The 18,559-nt window shown below is 70.6% G+C and carries 19 protein-coding genes; 14 read left to right on the top strand and 5 right to left on the bottom strand.

The annotated features are described in order from the left end of the window. Positions 1–564 precede the first annotated feature (564 nt). Positions 565–876: an NIPSNAP family protein gene (locus ACIQWR_RS40695; protein ID WP_404021002.1), complete on the top strand. Its 312-nt coding sequence runs from the start codon at positions 565–567 to the stop codon at positions 874–876. A gap of 335 nt (positions 877–1,211) precedes the next feature. Beyond that, positions 1,212–2,105, top strand: coding sequence for an MBL fold metallo-hydrolase (locus ACIQWR_RS40690; RefSeq protein ID WP_404020999.1), 894 nt, complete (start codon positions 1,212–1,214; stop codon positions 2,103–2,105). A 177-nt stretch (positions 2,106–2,282) separates the two neighbouring features. On the opposite strand, the gene ACIQWR_RS40685 is transcribed toward ACIQWR_RS40690, so the two are convergent. Continuing rightward, positions 2,283–2,681, bottom strand: a complete 399-nt coding sequence (locus tag ACIQWR_RS40685) for a hypothetical protein (RefSeq protein WP_404020996.1) — start codon at positions 2,679–2,681, stop codon at positions 2,283–2,285. A 340-nt stretch (positions 2,682–3,021) separates the two neighbouring features. Between ACIQWR_RS40685 and ACIQWR_RS40680 the strand changes: the two genes are divergently transcribed. After that, positions 3,022–4,212 (top strand): PP2C family protein-serine/threonine phosphatase, encoded by a 1,191-nt coding sequence (locus ACIQWR_RS40680; protein WP_404020993.1) that lies wholly within the window; start codon positions 3,022–3,024, stop codon positions 4,210–4,212. Between the two features lie 198 nt (positions 4,213–4,410). On the opposite strand, the gene ACIQWR_RS40675 is transcribed toward ACIQWR_RS40680, so the two are convergent. Continuing rightward, the gene (locus tag ACIQWR_RS40675) at positions 4,411–4,599 is read right to left on the bottom strand and encodes a DUF6381 family protein (RefSeq protein WP_404020990.1); all 189 of its coding nucleotides are present in this window, start codon (positions 4,597–4,599) and stop codon (positions 4,411–4,413) included. 259 nt (positions 4,600–4,858) lie between these two features. Then, entirely contained in the window at positions 4,859–5,371 is a 513-nt protein-coding gene (locus tag ACIQWR_RS40670; RefSeq protein WP_404020987.1) for a MarR family winged helix-turn-helix transcriptional regulator, read from the bottom strand. A gap of 116 nt (positions 5,372–5,487) precedes the next feature. Between ACIQWR_RS40670 and ACIQWR_RS40665 the strand changes: the two genes are divergently transcribed. From ACIQWR_RS40665 to ACIQWR_RS40645, 5 genes are all read left to right on the top strand, one after another. Further along, complete coding sequence (locus ACIQWR_RS40665; RefSeq protein ID WP_404020984.1) at positions 5,488–6,690, top strand: PP2C family protein-serine/threonine phosphatase; 1,203 nt, start codon at positions 5,488–5,490, stop codon at positions 6,688–6,690. Positions 6,691–6,853: 163 nt separating this feature from the next. Then, entirely contained in the window at positions 6,854–8,149 is a 1,296-nt protein-coding gene (locus ACIQWR_RS40660; RefSeq protein ID WP_404020981.1) for a PP2C family protein-serine/threonine phosphatase, read from the top strand. Continuing rightward, entirely contained in the window at positions 8,146–9,819 is a 1,674-nt protein-coding gene (locus ACIQWR_RS40655) for an ATP-binding protein (protein ID WP_404020978.1), read from the top strand. Before ACIQWR_RS40660 ends, ACIQWR_RS40655 begins: the two co-directional genes overlap by 4 nt. Continuing rightward, positions 9,816–10,274, top strand: coding sequence for a response regulator (locus ACIQWR_RS40650; protein WP_404020975.1), 459 nt, complete (start codon positions 9,816–9,818; stop codon positions 10,272–10,274). The genes ACIQWR_RS40655 and ACIQWR_RS40650 overlap by 4 nt, the downstream gene beginning before the upstream one ends. 18 nt (positions 10,275–10,292) lie before the next feature. Next, the gene (locus ACIQWR_RS40645) at positions 10,293–10,685 is read left to right on the top strand and encodes an STAS domain-containing protein (RefSeq protein ID WP_404020972.1); all 393 of its coding nucleotides are present in this window, start codon (positions 10,293–10,295) and stop codon (positions 10,683–10,685) included. A gap of 221 nt (positions 10,686–10,906) precedes the next feature. Here the strand turns inward: ACIQWR_RS40645 and ACIQWR_RS40640 are convergent, their stop codons facing one another. Beyond that, a complete protein-coding gene (locus ACIQWR_RS40640; protein ID WP_404020969.1) occupies positions 10,907–11,893 on the bottom strand; it encodes a LuxR C-terminal-related transcriptional regulator in 987 nt (328 codons plus the stop codon). A gap of 266 nt (positions 11,894–12,159) precedes the next feature. On the opposite strand from ACIQWR_RS40640, the gene ACIQWR_RS40635 reads away from it, so the two are divergent. The 6 genes from ACIQWR_RS40635 (at position 12,160) to ACIQWR_RS40610 (ending at position 17,371) form a co-directional block, all read left to right on the top strand. After that, positions 12,160–12,417 carry a hypothetical protein gene (locus tag ACIQWR_RS40635; RefSeq protein WP_404020966.1) on the top strand — a complete coding sequence of 86 codons (258 nt, stop codon included), beginning with the start codon at positions 12,160–12,162 and terminating at the stop codon, positions 12,415–12,417. Further along, positions 12,414–12,749 carry a hypothetical protein gene (locus tag ACIQWR_RS40630; protein ID WP_404020963.1) on the top strand — a complete coding sequence of 112 codons (336 nt, stop codon included), beginning with the start codon at positions 12,414–12,416 and terminating at the stop codon, positions 12,747–12,749. Before ACIQWR_RS40635 ends, ACIQWR_RS40630 begins: the two co-directional genes overlap by 4 nt. After that, a complete protein-coding gene (locus tag ACIQWR_RS40625) occupies positions 12,718–13,923 on the top strand; it encodes a peptidase S1 and S6 (protein ID WP_404020959.1) in 1,206 nt (401 codons plus the stop codon). The genes ACIQWR_RS40630 and ACIQWR_RS40625 overlap by 32 nt, the downstream gene beginning before the upstream one ends. A gap of 95 nt (positions 13,924–14,018) precedes the next feature. After that, positions 14,019–15,329, top strand: a complete 1,311-nt coding sequence (locus tag ACIQWR_RS40620) for a tachylectin-related carbohydrate-binding protein (RefSeq protein ID WP_404020956.1) — start codon at positions 14,019–14,021, stop codon at positions 15,327–15,329. A gap of 281 nt (positions 15,330–15,610) precedes the next feature. Then, the gene (locus tag ACIQWR_RS40615; protein WP_404020953.1) at positions 15,611–16,333 is read left to right on the top strand and encodes a dienelactone hydrolase family protein; all 723 of its coding nucleotides are present in this window, start codon (positions 15,611–15,613) and stop codon (positions 16,331–16,333) included. Between the two features lie 387 nt (positions 16,334–16,720). Next, positions 16,721–17,371: an SMI1/KNR4 family protein gene (locus tag ACIQWR_RS40610; RefSeq protein WP_404020950.1), complete on the top strand. Its 651-nt coding sequence runs from the start codon at positions 16,721–16,723 to the stop codon at positions 17,369–17,371. Between the two features lie 265 nt (positions 17,372–17,636). On the opposite strand, the gene ACIQWR_RS40605 is transcribed toward ACIQWR_RS40610, so the two are convergent. Continuing rightward, positions 17,637–17,837, bottom strand: coding sequence for a hypothetical protein (locus tag ACIQWR_RS40605; RefSeq protein ID WP_404020947.1), 201 nt, complete (start codon positions 17,835–17,837; stop codon positions 17,637–17,639). Positions 17,838–18,559: the final 722 nt, after the last annotated feature.

The following is an 18,559-nucleotide window of genomic DNA, read 5'->3' as shown; positions in this document are numbered from 1 at the left end:
CACCACACTGCAACATCTCTACGACCACGCGAGCGCGGTCGGCATCACCCTCCCGCCGGAGATCAAGACGGCGAGTTAATAATCCGCAGGCCCTTGGATCCGACGGTTGGATCCGACCTGGGGCGATAGCCGGTCGATCCCAGGCGCCGGCGGCCGCGCCCGAGGGGTCGAACGTGCCCGGGACTCGGACCTCGGCAACCGGGTGGCGCCCCTGGCTCGGCGGCGGGACCAAGCGGTCGTTCTCGATCGGCACGTGCCGCTTGGCCCGGATGCGGCCCATGCCCGGGGGGTCGGGTCGGTCCCCACTTGCGGTCCTGGACCCGGTGGTGCCGGGGCGGGATTGGGTGCCGTTGGGGGAGTGGCCCGGAGATGATGCCGCGGTTCGGCCGGGCGGCGGTGGTCGGGTGGCCGCTGGCCCATGACAAGACCGAGGTGCCGGTGGCGGTGTCGTCCACGTTGCTGGTGGTGTCGGTGCGGGCCGCGCACCATGTGCGTCTGCCGGGTGAGCACCAAAGTGTGGAGGGCGCCTTCGAGCCCGAACCGGGGTACAGCATGATGTGGGGCGTGATCACCATTCATCTGAAGTACGAGATCGACGTCGACAAGCTTGAGGATTTCGAGGAGTACGGTCGCCGCTGGGTCGGGCTCGTCAACCGGTTGGGCGGGACGCACCACGGCTACTTCCTGCCGAGCGAGGGCGACAGCGACATCGCCTACGCCCTCTTCTCATTTCCCAGCCTCGCCGCGTACGAGCAGTACCGCACGGACAGCATGACCGACCCGGAGTGTCAGGATGCCTTCGAACTGGCACGCAACACCCGCTGCATCAAGCGGTATGAGCGCCGCTTCCTGCGGCCACTCGATGTCATGTCCTAGCGACCTTGGGGGATAGGGACTCGGTTCGGCCGGGAAACGAGAAGTGCCCTACGGCATAGGCGAGTTGTGAGACTCGCCTCTCGGCCGGCCGCCGCGCCCACCTGCACGCGTACCTGGTCGGCGTGGTCGAGCAGGTGCGGGCCTCGTCCAGCAGCGCCGCTCCGGCCGTGGTGAGCGTGACGCCGGCGGCGGCCCGGCCGAAGTGGAGTTCCTCGGCGACGGCCATGAAGGAGCGCAGCGTGCGTACCCCCATGACCGGTGGCGATACCCGTACGGTATTGAGCTCGCGGAACGGGTCTTGGACGGCGGGGAGGCCCGGGCGGTCGAATCGGAGCATGAACAACGAACTGATGCCCGACCCCGCCGTGCAGGTTGCCGGTGCCCAGGAGATCGCCCCCGACCTGGTGGTGATCCCGAACCACCGGGTCCAGCTGGTGCCTAACATCGGCGTCATCGGCGGCACGCAGGCCGTCCTGGTCGTCGAGACGGGGATCGGCACCGCCAACGCCGAGCAGGTCCTCGCCTTCGCCTCCGAGGTGGCCAAGGGCCGTCGGCTGTACCTGACCACCACGCACTTCCACCCCGAGCACGCCTTCGGCGCCCAGGCGTTCGCCGGCCACGCCACCTACCTGGTCAACCGCGCCCAGGACGATGACCTGAAGACGAAGGGGCCGGGATACCTGGAGATGTTCCGGGGCTTCGGCGGGTCGATCGCCCGCCGTCTCGACGACGTCCGGGTGCCCACCCCCGATGTGGTCTACGACGACGGGTACGACCTGGACCTCGGCGGCCGAACCGTACGGCTGCGGCCCACCGGCCGAGGCCACACCACGGGCGACCAGGTGGTCGAGGTGCCGGACGCCGGCGTGCTGTTCACCGGGGACCTGGCCGAGACCGGGCAGTTCGCCATCTTCCCGTGGTTCCCGCCGTACGACACGGACGTCTCGGGAGTGCGCTGGCTGGCGGTGCTGGACCGGCTCGCCGCCACCGGCCCCCGGGTGGTGGTGCCCGGGCACGGCGACCTCGGCGGCCCGCGGGTGCTCGCCGACGTCCGCGACTACCTGCGCGAGCTGCGCGACGAGACGTGGCGGCGGCGCGACTCCGCGATGGGCGAGGATGCGATCGTCGCCGAGGTCCGGGCCCTGCTGATCGAGCGTCATCCCGAGTGGGTCGGCCAGGAATGGATCGAGCGGGGCGTCGGCTGCCTCTGCACCGAACACGCCGCATGACCCCGCATCCACGGATGGCCTGTACGTGTTCGCCTCCTCGTGGATGCCGCCAACTGCACCGAGGTTGCTGCCAAGGCCGGTCAGCGAGAGCGGCTGTCCTGCGCCAGCGATCTTTGACCGATTGCCACTGAAATCTGACGACGGCATGGTTCGTGTCATCGAACCTGACCGCGCCGGTCAGCGTGCTTGGGGGGTCGTCGGCTGCTTCGCACCGCCGGCGGGATCCGAAGCCGCATGGTCGCCGGTGGTGAACTGCTCGCCGATGTTGTTCCACATGAATCCGTCCTTCCAGCCCGGCTTCGCGGCAGCCCGGCCGAGCAGTGCCGAGAGGACCTTCTCCTGGGAAACGGTCAAGGTCCGGAAGTGCTGCTCGGGCATGCCGTCCCGGTGTTCGGGCTGGTAGGTGTTGTTCTCGCGCAGCAGGACCTGGATGTACCAGCTACCCGGCCGTTCCTCGTCCACCCGCTCCACGACCATGTGGGCATCGCCCCGTTGCAGTCGGGCCGGCATCGTCCCGATGGCGGGCTTGGTGGCGCGCTTCACCACGTGGCCGCGTTCAGTGGTTGCGATCAGCATGAGGGGATCATCCAACAGGAGTCTGACACCGCCTCGTGAGGCGTAGTGCCGCTGCCAATCGACCAGCCGACCGTGGCGCGCGGCGCACGCCGCACCCCGGCAGGACAACGAACTCGCGGTGCTTGAAGGGGTCAAGAGGAAATTCCGCTCTCCGGGGCCAAACCCGTATGGGGGCGCGGCGCGCTGAAGCCCGAGCCCGCGTACGGATCGACTTGCGCTCTCGGTTCGCGAGAAAGTGTCCCGAACTGGGGCGACACGTCTTGTCGGGCCGCCTGTGGGTTGTCCCGGTTGTGCTTGCGTCCTTTGCGGGTAGGAGCGCCCGCAACCTTTGGAGGATGATGTGGCACGTGATCGGATCGGGCTTGCTGGTGTACTGGCGGAGGCTGAGGTCGCCGCTCCGGTGGACTCTCTTGACGTAGTGGCCCGCAATCTGCGGGACCGGTTCGCCGCCCGGTACGTGTCGTTCCTGTTCGTCGACATCGTCGGCCGGCGCATGTTGCGGGTCCACGACACGGACGGGGCCATCCCGGCCGATCGCGCCGAGCGGATCCCCCTCGCCGACAGCGGTGTGTACGACGAGGTTCTGCGAAGCCAGAAGCCGGTTTTGGAGGCCGCGAACGGACAGGGACGACGGGTCCTTGCCCCCGTGACGAACCGCGGTGACACGATCGGCGTTCTGGAGCTATTCCTCACCGAGGTCACCGACGACGTGCTGGCACAGGTGGAGGAGGCCGCTCACGCGCTGGCGTACATCATCGTCACCGACCGGCGTTTCACCGATCTCTACCACTGGGGCAACCGCACCACCACCGTCAGCCTTGCCGCCGAGATCCAGCGCCAGCTCCTGCCCTCCGCCGCCGCCTGCGAAGCCCCCCAGTTCAGCCTCGCCGGTGCACTCGTCCCCGCCTCCGACATCGCGGGCGACACCTACGACTACAGCCTCGACGCACACACCCTGCACCTGTCGATCACCGACGCCATGGGCCACGACGTGAACGCCTCCCTCATGGCAACGCTCCTGGTCAACGCCTCCCGCGGCGCCCGCCGAGCCGGAACCGGCCTCCAGGAACAGGCCCGCCAAACCCACCAGGCCCTCCTCGATCACGGCAACCGCACCTTCGCCACCGGCCAACTCCTACGCATCGCCCTCGACGGAAGCGGTGCGCAACTCGTCAACGCCGGCCACCCCTGGCCGCTTCGGCTGCGCGACGGGGCCGTCACCGAACTACGCCTGGCCGTGAACCTGCCCTTCGGCGTCCGCATCCAGGGCGCCTACCAGGTCCAGGACCTCGACCTTCGACCCGGGGACCGCCTCCTTCTGCACACCGACGGTATGCAGGAACGCCAGGCCGAAACAGTCGACCTCCCCGCCCTCCTGCGGAAAACCGCGGCCGAGCACCCGCGTGAGGTCGTACGTACCCTCGTCGGCGCTGTCAGCGATGCCCATGACGGCAAACCGCCCCGAGACGACGCGACCGTACTGTGCCTGGACTGGCACGGACCCCAACCCGTAGACCGCGCGGACTCCTGAGACGACGAGTTGTCCGGCTGGCCGAAGCACGCGGACGTGGACGCGGACGTGGACGCGGAGGAACTCGCGGTTCTGGCCGAGGGCGAGTTCGGGGCGTCGGTGGAGCGGTTGACCGTTCCGGGGACGGAGCCGTTGGCCGTGCTGGGCCGGGTCCGGGTGGTCGAGCGGTGCACCACGTCTCGTCCGAGTCCGAGGCGTCTACATGGGGTCCATGGTCCCGCTGCCCCTGCCGTTCTCCCGCTCGCTCTTCTCCCGGATGCGCAGGGCCTTGTCGGTCAGCCGCTGTCGCTCCGCGGGATCGGTGGCGTGCTGCGCCGCCTGCTCCAGCGTCTCGGCCTCGTCGCGCATCTTGCGTGCTCGCTCGCTCGGCTGATTCCGGCTGCTCATGATCGCTCCTGCGTGGCTCGGGGCGTGGACGTCCCAAGCCAAGCAGGAGCAGCCCTGAGCCGCCACACGAGCCAGCTCACGCCCCTTGAGGACCGTGCCGTGGCGGGCGCGACGAGGGCACGTCGCCGGCTTCGCACAGGCCACAGGCCACAGGTCACGGGCCACAGGCCGGGAGGCGTACAGCCCGCGGACCGCCACGAGACGGAGCGGGACGGAGCGAGACGGAGCGGGACGGAGCGGGACCTTCGGGCCGCCGGGGTCAGGCCGTGCGCGGTGGCGCCGTCCGTTCGGGCGCCAGCCGGAGCGGGGCTGCCACGGCCGCGCAGAAGTCGGCGAGGCCGACCGCCAGCGCGGCGCGCGAGGCCGGCGGCATCGCCGCCACGGCCGCGGCCAGTGCCTCCTGCCTGCGGGCGCGCAGGTCCCCGAGGTAGGACCGCCCGGCGGACGTCAGGGCCAGCAGTACCTCGCGGCGGTCGTCCGCCCCCGGGTGGCGCTCGACGAACCCGACGGCCTGGAGGCGGTCGCAGAGCCGGGTCACCGACGGAGGGGCGGCCTCCAGCAGCCGTCCGAGTTCTCGCAGGTTCATCTCCCCGTGCCCGTCGATCAGGAACAGCACCCGGGCCTGTGCGGAAGAGACGGGCGGTGCGCTGGCCGTGTCGCGGCTGCCCTCCCATACGACCGCCAGCAGCTCGATCAGCTCGCTCGTCTCCGCCACCGCGGCTGCCGCGGTGGCCACGGCGGGCCGGGCGGAGCGGATCTGCCGCTGGCTCATGTGACACTCCCTAACGGACATCGGTGCTTCCCCGCGTCTGCGGGCCGCTTCGTGGTCCTCCATTTCTAGCATTCGCGCGAGAGGTAGGTAGTGGTCCGGTGGTCGGAGGCGATGCGATGGACGGCGAAGCGGGGCACGCGTTGCGGGGGGCCGCCCCCCACGAGCTGTTCGACGCGGTACGTGAGTTGCTGCTCCGGCAGCACGGTGCGCACGGCGTCGAGCTGCTGCTGGCGGACTACGCCTCGGCCCGGCTCCAGCTCTTCACCCGGCAGCCCTTCACCGTCGAGTCGGTGCCCGCGCACCAGGGCCCGGCGGGCCGGGCCTTCGGCTCCCAGGAACCGTACGTCGCCCCGTCGAGTCCGCAGGACCCCACCGGGCCCGGTGGAGGCGGCGCCGTCGTCCACCTGCCGGTGAGCGTGCGCGGGGACCGCCTCGGAGTCCTGAGCGTGGCGTACGCCGCCGGTGCCTACGACCGCTCACGGCTCGGGCCGCTGCAGGAGGTGGCCGAAGCGCTGGGTCACGAGATCCTCGTGGCCGACCGGGACACGGACGTGTTCCTCCAGGCCAGACGGGCCCGACGGCTCACCCTGGCCGCCGAGATGCAGTGGCAGCTGCTGCCCGGGCGCTCCTGCTCCCGCCCCGAGTACGACCTCGGAGCCCAGCTCGATCCCGCCTACGCCGTCTTCGGGGACAGCTTCGACTGGTCGTCCGGCGCCGACCACCTGACGCTGACCGTCAACAACGGCATGGGCGAGGGCATCGATGCCGCCCTGTTGACGAACCTCGCCGTCAGCGCCCTGCGCAACGCCCGGCGGTCCGGCCTCGGCCTCATCGACCAGGCGGCCCTGGCCGACCAGGCCCTGTTCGGCCAGTACCACGGTCGCGTGCACCTGGCGATGCTGCTGCTCCGGTTCTGCCTGGACACCGGTGAGGTCGAGGTCATCGACGCCGGCTCGCCGCGCGTCTGGCGACTGCGCGCCGGCGTCGTGGAGGAGGTGGTGCTGGAGGCGCAGCTGCCGCTCGGCATGTTCGAGGACACCGTCTACTCCTGCCAGCGCTTCCACGTCCTGCCCGGCGACCGGCTGTTCTTCCTGAGCGACGGCGTCTACGACGTCCTCTCGCCGGGCGGTGAGCGCTACGGCCTGCACGCCCTGGCCCGGGCCGTCATGAACACCCGGCTGTTGCCGCCCTCCCAGGTGCCGCGTGCCCTTCTGGAGGAGCTCGCCGGGCATCGGGGCGGCGTGGAAATCGTCGACGACGCCATGGTGGTCTGCCTGGACTGGCACGGTCGGCCCGACGCGGGGCGGCTGGAACCGTAGGGCCCCGCCGGAGCGCCGTGCCCAAGGAGCGCCCCCGGTCGGGAAGGCTGGTAATTGATCCCATGAAATATTGCCTAGAGGCAAATGATCGAACTAAGGTGGCACCGGCGCATTCGGGCGTCCAGGTGTCCGCGTCAGCGGTGGGAAGGACTGGCGCGACACCATGGGGAGCACCATCGGAGTGGGACCGCAACGGCGCACGGCCGTTCCGGCACAGCAGCAGAGCGCGATGCCGCCCCAAGAGATCGCCGTCACGGAGACGGACGAGTCGCTGGCCCTCTGGAACGGCGTGCCGCCGTACATCCTGCTCATCGAGGACGACGAAGGCGACGCCGTCCTCGTCGAGGAGCTCGTCGAGGACAGCGGCATCGACGTCCGCCTCGGACGGGCCCGCTCCCTCGCGGACGCGCTGAGCCTGCTGGGGGAGGAAAGCCCTCAGTGCGTTCTGCTCGACCTGCACCTGCCCGACGCCCAAGGCCTCGACGGCCTCACGAGGGTCCTGGGCTCCTGTGCGGAGGCTGCGGTGGTCGTCCTGACCGGGCTCTCCGAGGAACGGGCCGGCCTGGCAGCCGTCGCCGCCGGCGCGCAGGACTACCTCGTCAAGGGACGTCTGGAAGCCGACGTCTTCATCCGGGCGATCCGGTACGCGATCCAGCGCAAGCACACCGAGCTCGCCGCCGTCGCCCTTCAGGCGGGCATCCTGCGCGCCGAGGAGAACGCCCGCCTCGAACGGGGGCTGCTGCCCACGCCCCTGCTGCTGGACGGCGCGGCCGACACCGTACGCGTCTGTGCCCGCTACCAGCCGGGACGGTCCCAGACGCTGCTCGGCGGGGACTTCTACGACGTCGTCCAGACCCCCGACGGAGCCACCCACGCCGTCGTCGGCGACGTTTCCGGACACGGCCCGAGCGAGGCCGCCCTCGGCGTGTGCCTGCGCGTGGCCTGGCGGGCCTTCGTCATGGCCGGCGCACGCGGCGCCGAACTGCTCCGGCTGCTGGAGCAGATCCTGCTCGCGGAGCGCTCCGGCGCGGAGATCTTCACCACCCTCACCGCCCTGACCCGGCCGGCCGGAGCCGCCTCGGTCTCCGTCCAGCGCGCCGGCCACCCCGGTTTCCTGGTCCGCTCACCGGGCGGGGTGGACCTGCGGCTCGTCCCCGGCGGACCCGCCCTCGGCATCATGCCCGGATGGGGTCCCGACTGGCCCGTCACGGAGGTTCCCCTGGTGCCCGGCGGCGCCGTGATGCTCTTCACAGACGGCCTGATCGAGGGCCGGATCGGCCCCGGCCCCGCCCGCCTCGACGAGGAGGGCCTGCTGGAAATCGCCCGCAAGCAGGCCGACCTGCCCGCCGAACCCTTCGTCGACTTACTGATCCAGACAGCGCAGGACCTCGCCGCGGACTGGGGCGGTCTGGCCGACGACGTCGCCGTACTCCACCTCGAATGGAACACCCCCACGTGACTCCCCCCGCAGGAACCGAAGCCACCCCCGAAGGACGGTCCGCGCGGGGCCGCCGCGGCCCGAGCCTGCAGACCTGGCTGAACACGGTGCTCCTCGGCCTGGCCCTCGTGGTCGTGGCGACGAGCGCGGTGGGGGCCGTCCTGCTGTCGCACACCACCGCCGCCGGGAACCGGCTCGTCGACGGGATCCTGCCCGCCCAGCGCGACGCGCTGCGCCTGGAGACCGCCCTGCTGGACCAGGAGACCGGAGTCCGCGGCTACCTGCTCGTGGACGAGCCCGCACTGCTGGAACCGTACGATCGCGGCCTTGCGGAGGAGCGCGCCGCCTCCGACCGGCTGAGGGCCGTCGTCGACGACGACGCCGAGGCGCGCGCTGACCTGACCGCGGTGGAAGTGGCCGCACGCACCTGGCGACAGGAGTTCGCGGACCCCGCCGTCCGTGCCGTGCGCGAGGGCACCGCGCCCCCTTCGGCGCAGAGCGGCAAGGACCGCTTCGACGAGGTCCGCCGCCGGATCACCGCGCAGCAGGCCCGGCTCGACACCGTCCAGGCCGAGGCCCGCAGCACCTTCGGCGAGGCGCGCCGGCAGCGCGACCACATCCTGCTGGCGATCGTCATCGGCCTCCTCCTGGCGGGAGCCGGACTCGCGGTCCTGCTCCAGCTCGGCGTCCTGCGCCCGCTCACCCGGATCAGGACGGCCTCCCAACGGGTCGCGGACGGCGCCTTCGACGAGGAGATCCCGCTGCGAGGCCCCTCCGACCTGCAGGCCCTGGCCCTGTCGGTGGAAGCGATGCGCCGGCGCACGGTGGCAGAGCTGCACCTCTCGCGCCGCAACGCCGAGCGGCTGGACCGCACGGCCGCGGAACTGGACGCCCAGGCGGTGGAGCTGCGCCGCTCCAACGCCGAGCTCGAGCAATTCGCGTACGTCGCCTCGCACGACCTCCAGGAACCCCTGCGCAAGGTGGCCTCCTTCTGCCAGCTGCTGGAGAAGCGGTACGGGGACCAGCTCGACGAGCGCGGCACCCAGTACATCGGCTTCGCCGTCGACGGCGCGAAGCGCATGCAGGTCCTGATCAACGACCTGCTCACCTACTCCCGGGTGGGTCGGGTCCAGGACGGGTGCGAGACGGTCGAGCTCGACGCCACCCTGGACCGCGCCCTGCGCAACCTCGCCGCCGCCGTCGAGGAGAGCGGCGCCGAGGTCGCCCGGCCGGAGCGGCTCCCGCGGGTGCTGGGCGACCCGACCCTGCTGACCATGCTGTGGCAGAACCTGCTGGGCAACGCCGTCAAGTTCCGCTCGCCCGATCGGGACCCCCGGATCGAGGTGGCGGTGGTCGACGACCCCGCCACCGAGCCCGGCTTCGCCGCCTTCGCGGTCACGGACAACGGCATCGGCATCCCGACCGAGTTCGCCGACAAGGTGTTCGTGATCTTCCAGCGCCTGCACGGCCGGGACGCGTACGGCGGCACCGGGATAGGCCTCTCGCTCTGCAAGAAGATCGTGGAGAACGCGGGCGGGCGCATCCGCATCGACACCGACCACGAGGTGGGCACCCGGATCGTCATGACCCTCCCCGTCGCCGACGGCCCGGACTCCGACGACGGCCCGGACCCAGCCGGCGAAGCCGGACCCACCGCCGGCGCCACCCCTTCCGAAGGAACCGACGCATGAGCATCCCATCCGATCGCCCCCAGGCCACCCCCGCCGAAGTCCTCCTCGTCGAGGACGACGCCGGCGACGAACTGATGACCCGAGAGGCCTTCGAGGACAACAAGATCGGCAACGTCCTGCACGTCGTGCGCGACGGCCTGGAGGCACTCGACTTCCTCTACCGCCGCGGCGCGCACACCGGGGCCCCGCGCCCCGACCTGATCCTGCTCGACCTGAACCTGCCCAAGTACGACGGCCGTCAGGTGCTCGAACAGATCAAGACGGACCCTGAGCTGAGCCACATCCCGGTGGTCGTCCTCACCACGTCGGCGGCGGAGGAGGACATCCTGCGCAGCTACAAGCTGCACGCCAACGCCTATGTGACGAAGCCGGTGGACCTCGACCAGTTCATCCGCGCGATCCAGCAGATCGACGACTTCTTCGTCACCGTGGTCAAACTACCGCGCACGCACTGACAGGTGAGGAGGACGAACATGAGCGGCGACACGGCCACGAACACGGACGCGGAGGGGTACGACGCCGAGACGCGGGGCCACGTCGGCGTGCGCACCGACGGGGACGTGCGCATCATCGTGATGACGGGCGAGTTCGACATGGACACCGTGACCGGCCTGCGCACCGCGATGGCACCCGACGCACCCGGCATCACCCGCTACGTACTCGACACCGCAGCGGTGACGTTCGTCGACTCGGCGGCGCTGGGCATCATGCTGCGCCCCGTCCTGGAGCGGCCCGTGGTCCTGGCGGGCACCGTGCCACCTCGGCTGGCCCGGCTGCTGGAGGTCACCGGCGCGGACCGGGCCTTCGCGGTGGCCGCCACCGTCGAGGAGGCCGCGGTCATGCCCATCGCGCCCTGGAACGGCTGAACCCCGCCCCGTTCGAACCGCACCATCGCGGCCATACGCACATCGAACGCCGTCGGCATCCGCCACGGCCCCCGGCACCTGCCGGCCCGGCAGCTCGGCAGCCGAGGGGGACCTCATATGCCCACCCTGAGCCGAGCGACACATTCGCCCTGACCCTCTCTCCCGGGGCGGGGCGGGGCGGGGCGGAGGCGTGTGGCATGGCGGCCGACAACCCCCGATCGTCAGAGCCAGCCCTGCTGCGCCGCTTTGAGGCCGGCTTCGAAGCGGCTCGTCGCGTGGAGGCGTTCCATCAGGGCGGACATCTGGCGCCGGACGGTGCGCAGGGACACCCCGAGGCGCTTGGCGGCGGCCTCGTCGGTCATGCCCGAGGCCAGGAGCTTCAGCAGTTCGAGTTCGGTCGCGGTGGGAAGGGTGTCGCTGGGGCGGGGCCGGTCCGCGCCGAGCGGTACCGCCGCATCCCACGTCTGCTCGAAGAGGGTGGTCAGGGAGGCCACGATCCCGGGCGCTCTGGTGCACAGGGCGCCGAGCCGGGAGCGGTCCGGGTCGATCGGGACGACCGCCACCGCGCGGTCGAATATCAGCAGACGCGGCGGCAGCAGCGGACTCGTCCGCACCTGGCCGCCCTGTTCGGTCAGCCACCGCGCGTAGGCCAGCGTCGTCGGATCGTTGCGGGCGCTGTCCTGGTAGACCGAGCGCATCTCGATGCCGCGGTCCAATGCCCGCCGGTCCAGCGGCCGGGAGGCCTCCAGGCTCGCTTCCGACAGTGCGCCGCCCGGCAGGATCGCCAGGCACTCCCGGGTCAGTCCGTGGGCGAGCTGCTCCAGGCGGCCCTGGATGGCGTCCATCCCCACGAGCCGTTCCGCGCCGTCGACCTCGGTGTTGGGGCTGAGTCCGGCGAACTCGGAGACCACCTGCGCCGCGGCCGCCTTGCTGCGGGCCAGCTCCTGCTGCTGCCTGGCCAGCTCCTCTTCCTGGCGGCGCAGGAGCAGCTCCAGGCCCAGTTCGGGTCGCACCGCGCGCAGGCCGCCCGGGCAGTCCCGGGACGGTCTGAGCAGGTCGAGGTCGACGAGCCGGTCCAGGCCCTCGCGGACCCGGGTCTCGGTCAGACCGAGGCGGTCACTGAGCTCGGCGATGCCTCCCGAAGGGTCGGCCAGCATGCCCCGGTACACGGCTTCCACGTCGGCTCCGAGCCCCAGCGTTTGCAGCATCTCCCAGCCTCCCGGCTGTAGTTGGGCCGCCCCCGGCGAGCGTCGCCCCCGCGATCGTAGGCGAAGTCTGTCACCAAGGTGCCAGGGCCTGTTGGTGCCAGCCGGAACCCCTTCTTCGCGTGTCCCGCGGGCAGCAGCATGGTGTTCACCGGGACGGCGGGGACGAAACTCCCCGACTCAGGCCAGAGCCGCAAGGACGATCCGGACCAGCGCGCAGCACACCGCACCGAACGCCTCGCTTCCACGCCTGTGACCTGGGGGAAACCATGTCCCGCACCGCCCGCTTCGCCGCTGTCGCCGCCGTCCTCACCGCCCTGTGCGCCGGCGCGGTCACCACCGCCTCGGCGGCCGCAGCCGAGGACCACAGCGTCAGCGCCGCCGCCGACGGCAGCATCAACTGGGACACCGCGCCCGCATCCATTGAGGACAGCATCAACTGGGATACAGCGCCCGCGTCCATCGAGGACAGCATCAACTGGGACACAGCGCCCGCGTCCGCCCAGGACAGCATCAACTGGGATTGACCGCGATGCGCGTCGTGCGGGCCTCACTCTCAGGGCCACGTGCCGACCCGGACCCGGAGGGCGTGCTCGCGCTCGTCTCCGATCTGATCTGGGCCCACACGCCGGCCGCCCACGGACTCGAACACCTGCGGACCAAAGCCGCAGCCGACGGCGTGGACGTCTACCTCTTCCTGAGGGCCGCCTCCGAAGCCGCGGCCCTCACCCAGGCCCACGCCATCCTCGACGGCGCCCGCGCGCCGCTGCAGGCGCACGGCTACCGCCCCGGCGAGCCGCGCCGCGAACGTTCCCCAGGAGAACAAAGTGACCGCCACCCTCCGTCAGGCCGCCCGTAAGAGCGCGGGAGCCGCCCTATCGACCGCCCTCGGAGCCTGCCTGCTCACCGCCGCGGCCGTCGCCGCGGCCCCGGCCGCCGAGGCATCGACCACGTGCGGCGGGACCGCCTCGATCTACGGCGTCCTTCCCGACGGCCGCCTGACCTTCAGCACCATCACCCCGGCCACCGGCGCGCTGAAGAAGGTGCGGGTCGGAGCGGACCTGGGGTTCGAGCCCCGGGCGATGGCCACCCTCGACTTCAACACCGTCCTGGTGACCTCGACGACGGGCGCGCTCTACCGCCTCGACGTCCTCACCAACAACGAGTCCCTCGTCCTGGAACGCCCGCCCGTCAAGATCTTCGACAGCGGCTGGACCCACGACAAGCTCACCTACGACGGACACGGCCACCTGTACGGCACGGCCGGAGGGGTCCTGCTCCAATACCTGGTCTCACAGCCCAAGCCGACCGGCTCGGCGCACATCGGCCAGCGCAAGGAGATCGGCAGCGGCTTCGTCCTGAAGACCCTCACGGCCGCCGGGGACGACCGTCTGCTCGCCACCACGTCGGCCGGCGCACTCTACTCCTACAAGATCAACGCTGATGGCACCTGGAATCGGGACGACCTCAAGCCGTCCGGCTGGTCCGGCTTCGACCAGGTCGTCTCGCCCGGCGGCGGCCTCTACTACGGTCGTATCGAAACCACGGGCGCCATGTACTGGTACAAGGACGCCAATCCGGCGGACGGTTCCGGCACCGACATCGCCTACCACAACGACACCCCCGTCAACACCGGCGGCTGGACGCAACGACTGCTCTCCGCCCAGCCGGGGACCTTCAGCTGCACCACCACCGCGGACCCGCTCGACGGCCACGACATACCCGCCGTGAAGGCGGCCGGCCGCGACCTGATGAACCGGCACGACGGCGGCGCCTGGAACAGCACCACCCAGTGGAACTGCCTGGAGCAGCTCTGGGACAGGGAGAGCGGCTGGCGCTACTGGGCCGACAACCCGAACTCCACGGCGTACGGCATCCCCCAGGCCCTGCCCGGTTCGAAGATGGACGCCTTCGGCGACGACTGGCGCACCAACCCGGTCACCCAGATCAAGTGGGGCCTGTCCTACATCGACGGCCAGTACGGCACGCCCTGCGGCGCCTGGACCCACTTCCTGAACAACAACTGGTACTGAGCGGCCCCGAGCCGCGCCCGCTCGCCCGTTTCCCTTCCCCGCACCTTCCGGCCCGACGCGCGTACGTCAGGGCTGCCCAGAACCTGGAGACACCCATGTCCTCGTCGTCGTTCAAGCGCCGCCTCGCCGCCACCCTGGCCGTCTCTGCCACCACCCTCGCCATGATCACTCTCACCTCGGCGCCCGCCCAGGCCGCCGCCATCTGCGGCGGCAACGTGTCGGTCTACGGCACCCTCCCCGACGGCCGCCTCACCTACACGGCGATAGCCCCCGACACCGGTGACCGCGTCAAGACCCTGGTCGGCGCGAACCTCGGCTTCACGCCCAAGGCGATGGCCACCCTCAACTTCAATACCGTCCTGGTGACCTCGACGGCCGGCGCGCTGTACCGCGTCGACATCCAGACCAACGACAGCGCCCTGGCCCTGGCCGGTGTCACGAAGATCTGGGACAGCGGCTGGACCTTCGACAAGCTGACCTACGACGGCGCCGGTCACCTCTACGGCACGGTCGGCGGCGAGCTCCACCGCTACAACGTCTCCCAGGCCAAGCCGGCCGGGCCCGCCCACATCGCCAAGCACGCCGTGATCGACACCGGCTTCGTCCTGAAGACGCTCGCCGCCGCCGGCGACGACGTCCTCATCGCCACCACCGCCGACGGCCGCCTGCTGTCCTACCAGATCAACGGCGTCGGAGACTGGGAGAGCTCGGAGCTCAAGAGCTCCGGCTGGTCGGCGGTCGACAACCTCGTCTCGCCCGGCGGCGGCCTCTACTACGGCCGTACGAACGGCGGGATGTACTGGTACCACGACGCCGACCCCACCGACGGCAAGGGCGACGACATCGCCTACCACCCCGCCGACCCGGTCGACACGAGCGGCTGGACCCAGAGCCTGCTCTCCGCCTTCGCCAACGACTGCACCTACCAGCCGCCGGCGCCCTCCACCCCCACCCCCTCCACCAAGGGCGGGCAGATCGCACGCAGCGAGATCATGAGCCGCGCCGCGAACTGGCTGAGCCGTGACATCGCCTACAACCAGGGCGCGTACGCCTCCGACCCGGACGGCGACCACACCTACCGCACCGACTGCTCCGGCTTCGTCTCCATGGTCTGGCACGCCGGTACCAGCTACACGACCCAGAGCCTGCCGGGCACCGCCGCCACCATCTCCAAGTCCGACCTCCAGCCCGGTGACGCGCTGAACACCCTGGACGGGCACGTGGTGCTCTTCGAGAAGTGGGTCGACAAGGCCGCGGGCAAGTTCTCGTACATCCACGAGGCGAACACCAACGACGACATGATGCGTGGTCAGGACTACCTGAACGGCGGCAGCGACGGCCGCATCGCCGGCCACGCCGCCTCGGGCTACGTCGCCCTGCGCTACGACCACGTCGTCAACGGCTAACCCCCCGCCGCGAGCGAAGGCCGGACCACCCTCCACCGGGCGGTCCGGCCCTCACCCGTGTGTCACTCCGGGGCCTCGCAGGCCGCGGTCCCGAGCTTGTGGATGCCCCCGGCAGACGGTGGCCGGGGGGATCCCGAGCAGCGGGGCGAGCCGAGTTGTCGGGAACGGGGTCTGCGACGGATCTTGTGCGCCATCGCCGCATCTCAGCGGCATCTCCGCGCTGTTCTGCCAGCGGTGAACACCGGCCGGGCCGAGCTCGGCCATCACTACGGTCCAGTCCCATGACGATCACGACGCGCACGATCGAGTACCAGGCCGACGGTCTGACGATGATCGGTTACCTCGCCGTCCCGGCCGGTGTCGATCGCCGGCCCGCGGTGCTGCTCGGGCCAGAGGGCATGGGGCTCAGCGACGTCGAGCGCCGCCGGGCCGACGCTCTCGCCGAGCTGGGATACGTAGCATTGGCCTTCGACCTGCACGGCGGGCGCTATTTGGGTGACCCCGATGAGATGCTGGCCCGTTGCCTGCCGCTGCTCGCCGACCCCGACCGGTTGCGGAACATCGGCCACGCGGCGCTCGACGTGCTGCGCGCCGAACCGCGGACCGACCCCGACCGGATCGCCGCCCTCGGCTACGGCACCGGGGGAGCCGCCGCGCTGGAACTCGGGCGCGCCGGCGTCCCCCTGCGCGCGATCGCGACAGTCAACGCAACGACCACGGGCCGACCGGGGGAGGCGATGCGCATCCGCTGCCCGGTGTGGGCCGGGGTCGGGTCGGAGGACCCGATCATGCCTCCCGCGCAACGGGACGCGTTCACCGCCGAGATGCAGGCCGCAGGCGTCGACTGGCGCCTCACGGTCTACGGCGGCGCCCTGCACGCCTTCCACCACCCGCCGGTCGAGCACCCCACGGTCCCCGGCGTCGGCTACCACCCACAGCACGCGCAGCGAGCCTGGCACGACGTCCTCGACCTGCTCGCCGAGTGCCTCCCCGTAGCCGAATGATCTAGTCGGCACATTTCGCGATGCCGTCCCGCGAACCAGCCCAGCCGACCGCCACCGCTCCCGTGACGGAAGGGGCCTGCCGCCTCGATGACCAAACCTCCCTGCAGGTGCGGGTGATGCCCGAGCGGTGCAGGACGTGCGACTTCCGCCCCCGCAACGCCGGCAACCGGTTGCCGGGCCAGCGCGCCGCTCTGGTCCACGACTGCCTGGCTACCGAGGGGCACCTCGTCTGCCACGGGACCGGCACCGACCTCGACCAGCCCGGCGCGGTGTGCGCCGGCCTCGCCGCACACCCAGACACCGGCCGCACCCTGGCCCTGCGGATGGCCGCAGCCGGACTTGGTGTGCCGCAGCCGCCTGCCCGACCCGTCGCATGCCTGAGAGGGGATGATCGGCTTGATCGAAGGGCTGTTGAAAACGCGGGTCCAGGCTCGGTTCGAGCTGCTGGAGCGATCTGGCACTCCGCTCGCCATGATTGATGACGATTTCATCGGCACTCAGGCACCGATCCGCAGGATTCTTGATCCGGACGAGGCGATCTCCACGTTGGAGGGCGCTGTGCCTGGGCTCGTAGATCACCGCAGGCCGGAGCCCGCGGAGCTCGACTGGAGCGTCATCGAGGACGGCCTCGACGTCGTCTTGCCTGCCGACTTCAAGTGCCTGGCCGAGCGGTATCCCGCCTTCGAGCTCGACGACTTCCTCCTCGTCAGCCTTCCCGACCCGGGCAGGGAGATCTATCGCTTTCGGGCCATGCGGGACGATCGGGACTGGTGGGACTCTGATGATGCCGCCGACCTGCGCCGCCCTTATCCGGCGCCCGGCGGCTTGCTGCCCTGGGGTGAGTCAGCCGAAGGCGACCGTTTCTTGTGGAGCTCCATCGAGTACGGCCCGCAGCAGTGGCGGGTCACCGTCGCGTCTCGGAACGGGGGCTGGTGGCACTACGAGGGTGGAGTGGTGCAGTTCCTGGCCGAGCTCTGTGACGGAACGCTGGAACCTTGGGCGCTGCCCCCGGTCAGCCCGGAGGTCACCGATTGCTGACTTCCTGCTCAGAACTTGGGTGAGAACCGTTCGGCAGGCTTGCGCACCCGAGGCTCGCGAAGGCCGAACCACACACTCAGCGTCCGCGGCCGTGCTGCCTCAGGCAGCTTGACAACAGCGGCTCAGCTACAGCCCGGCCTGAGTGGGCAAGGACTCTGCCTGTTGCCGTGTGAGATGGGGCGGGGCCGGTGGGGCTGTGGGGCAGGTGTGGGTGTTTCGTCGGGTCTGGCCGCAGTTTCGTGAGTGACCTTCGGTCGACCGACTGTCAGCCAGAGTGGCCGTGCTTGTGCAGCGCGGCACTCGCCCGGAAGCGGACTCGACCGCAGCGGTCCTTCTCCTCCTCGGTTGCATCGACCCCGCAGCCGCAATGCTTGGCCAGCCAGGCCAGATCGGCCGGGTCCAGCCACAGCGCGATGCGCCCGCGGTCGGCCTCGACTCCAGGATTAGTCGGCTCGGTCCCCTTCACAGCAGGAGGCTACTCGACGCGTCGGGCAGCGTCTCGAAGATCATTCACGCAACTGCGGCCAGAGCCGTTTCGTCTGAACTCCAGCATCCACTCAGCAAGGGGGCTGTCGGGCTCCAGCGTGGCCACGATCTGTTCACGCAGCGCCGGCGGGGTGTCCGACCGGGCTGCTATCGCGTTCCTGACGAAGACGTCCTGGTCCTCTGCCAGCAGGTCACGCAGACCGGGTGGCAGGTCTGGATGTGCGGCGACCGCACACTGGCCTGCGAGTCCGCGGCCAGGATCCGCAGCAACTCCGCCGGCAGATGCTCGTTCATCGCGAGGAACGACCGCACGGAAGGGTCCGGGTCGGCCGCCAGACGGGCGAGCAGCCCCCGAGGTTCGTCTCTGACGCTCGCCGCGACCGCACACCGGACGGACGGCTCCGGATGTTCCGCGAAGCGTGCCCTGACCCGAGAGGGCGCGAAGGAGTTCGCAGCGAGAGTCCGTATGGAGCCGAGCTCGATGATCTCCGCCATCAGCTCATCACTCAGGTCCCGTCGCAGCAACGCTACCGAGCGCCGAGCCCCGCGTGGTGGAGCAGACGCCGGACCAGTACGGCGGGCAGGTCCTGTTGGACTGCTAGAGCACTTACTGAGTTTTGCGGTTTGTCGTCGGGTGGTGACGGTTCATGATCCCTGCGGTATGTCGGAGGTATGCGTTATCCGGAGGGTGGGGGCCTGACC

Origin of the sequence: Streptomyces sp. NPDC098789 (genome assembly GCF_044759975.1) — a bacterium.
Classification (GTDB): Bacteria; Actinomycetota; Actinomycetes; order Streptomycetales; family Streptomycetaceae; genus Streptomyces.
Note: the sequence above shows the minus strand (reverse complement) of the source record. Positions and strands in the feature narration are given on the sequence as shown.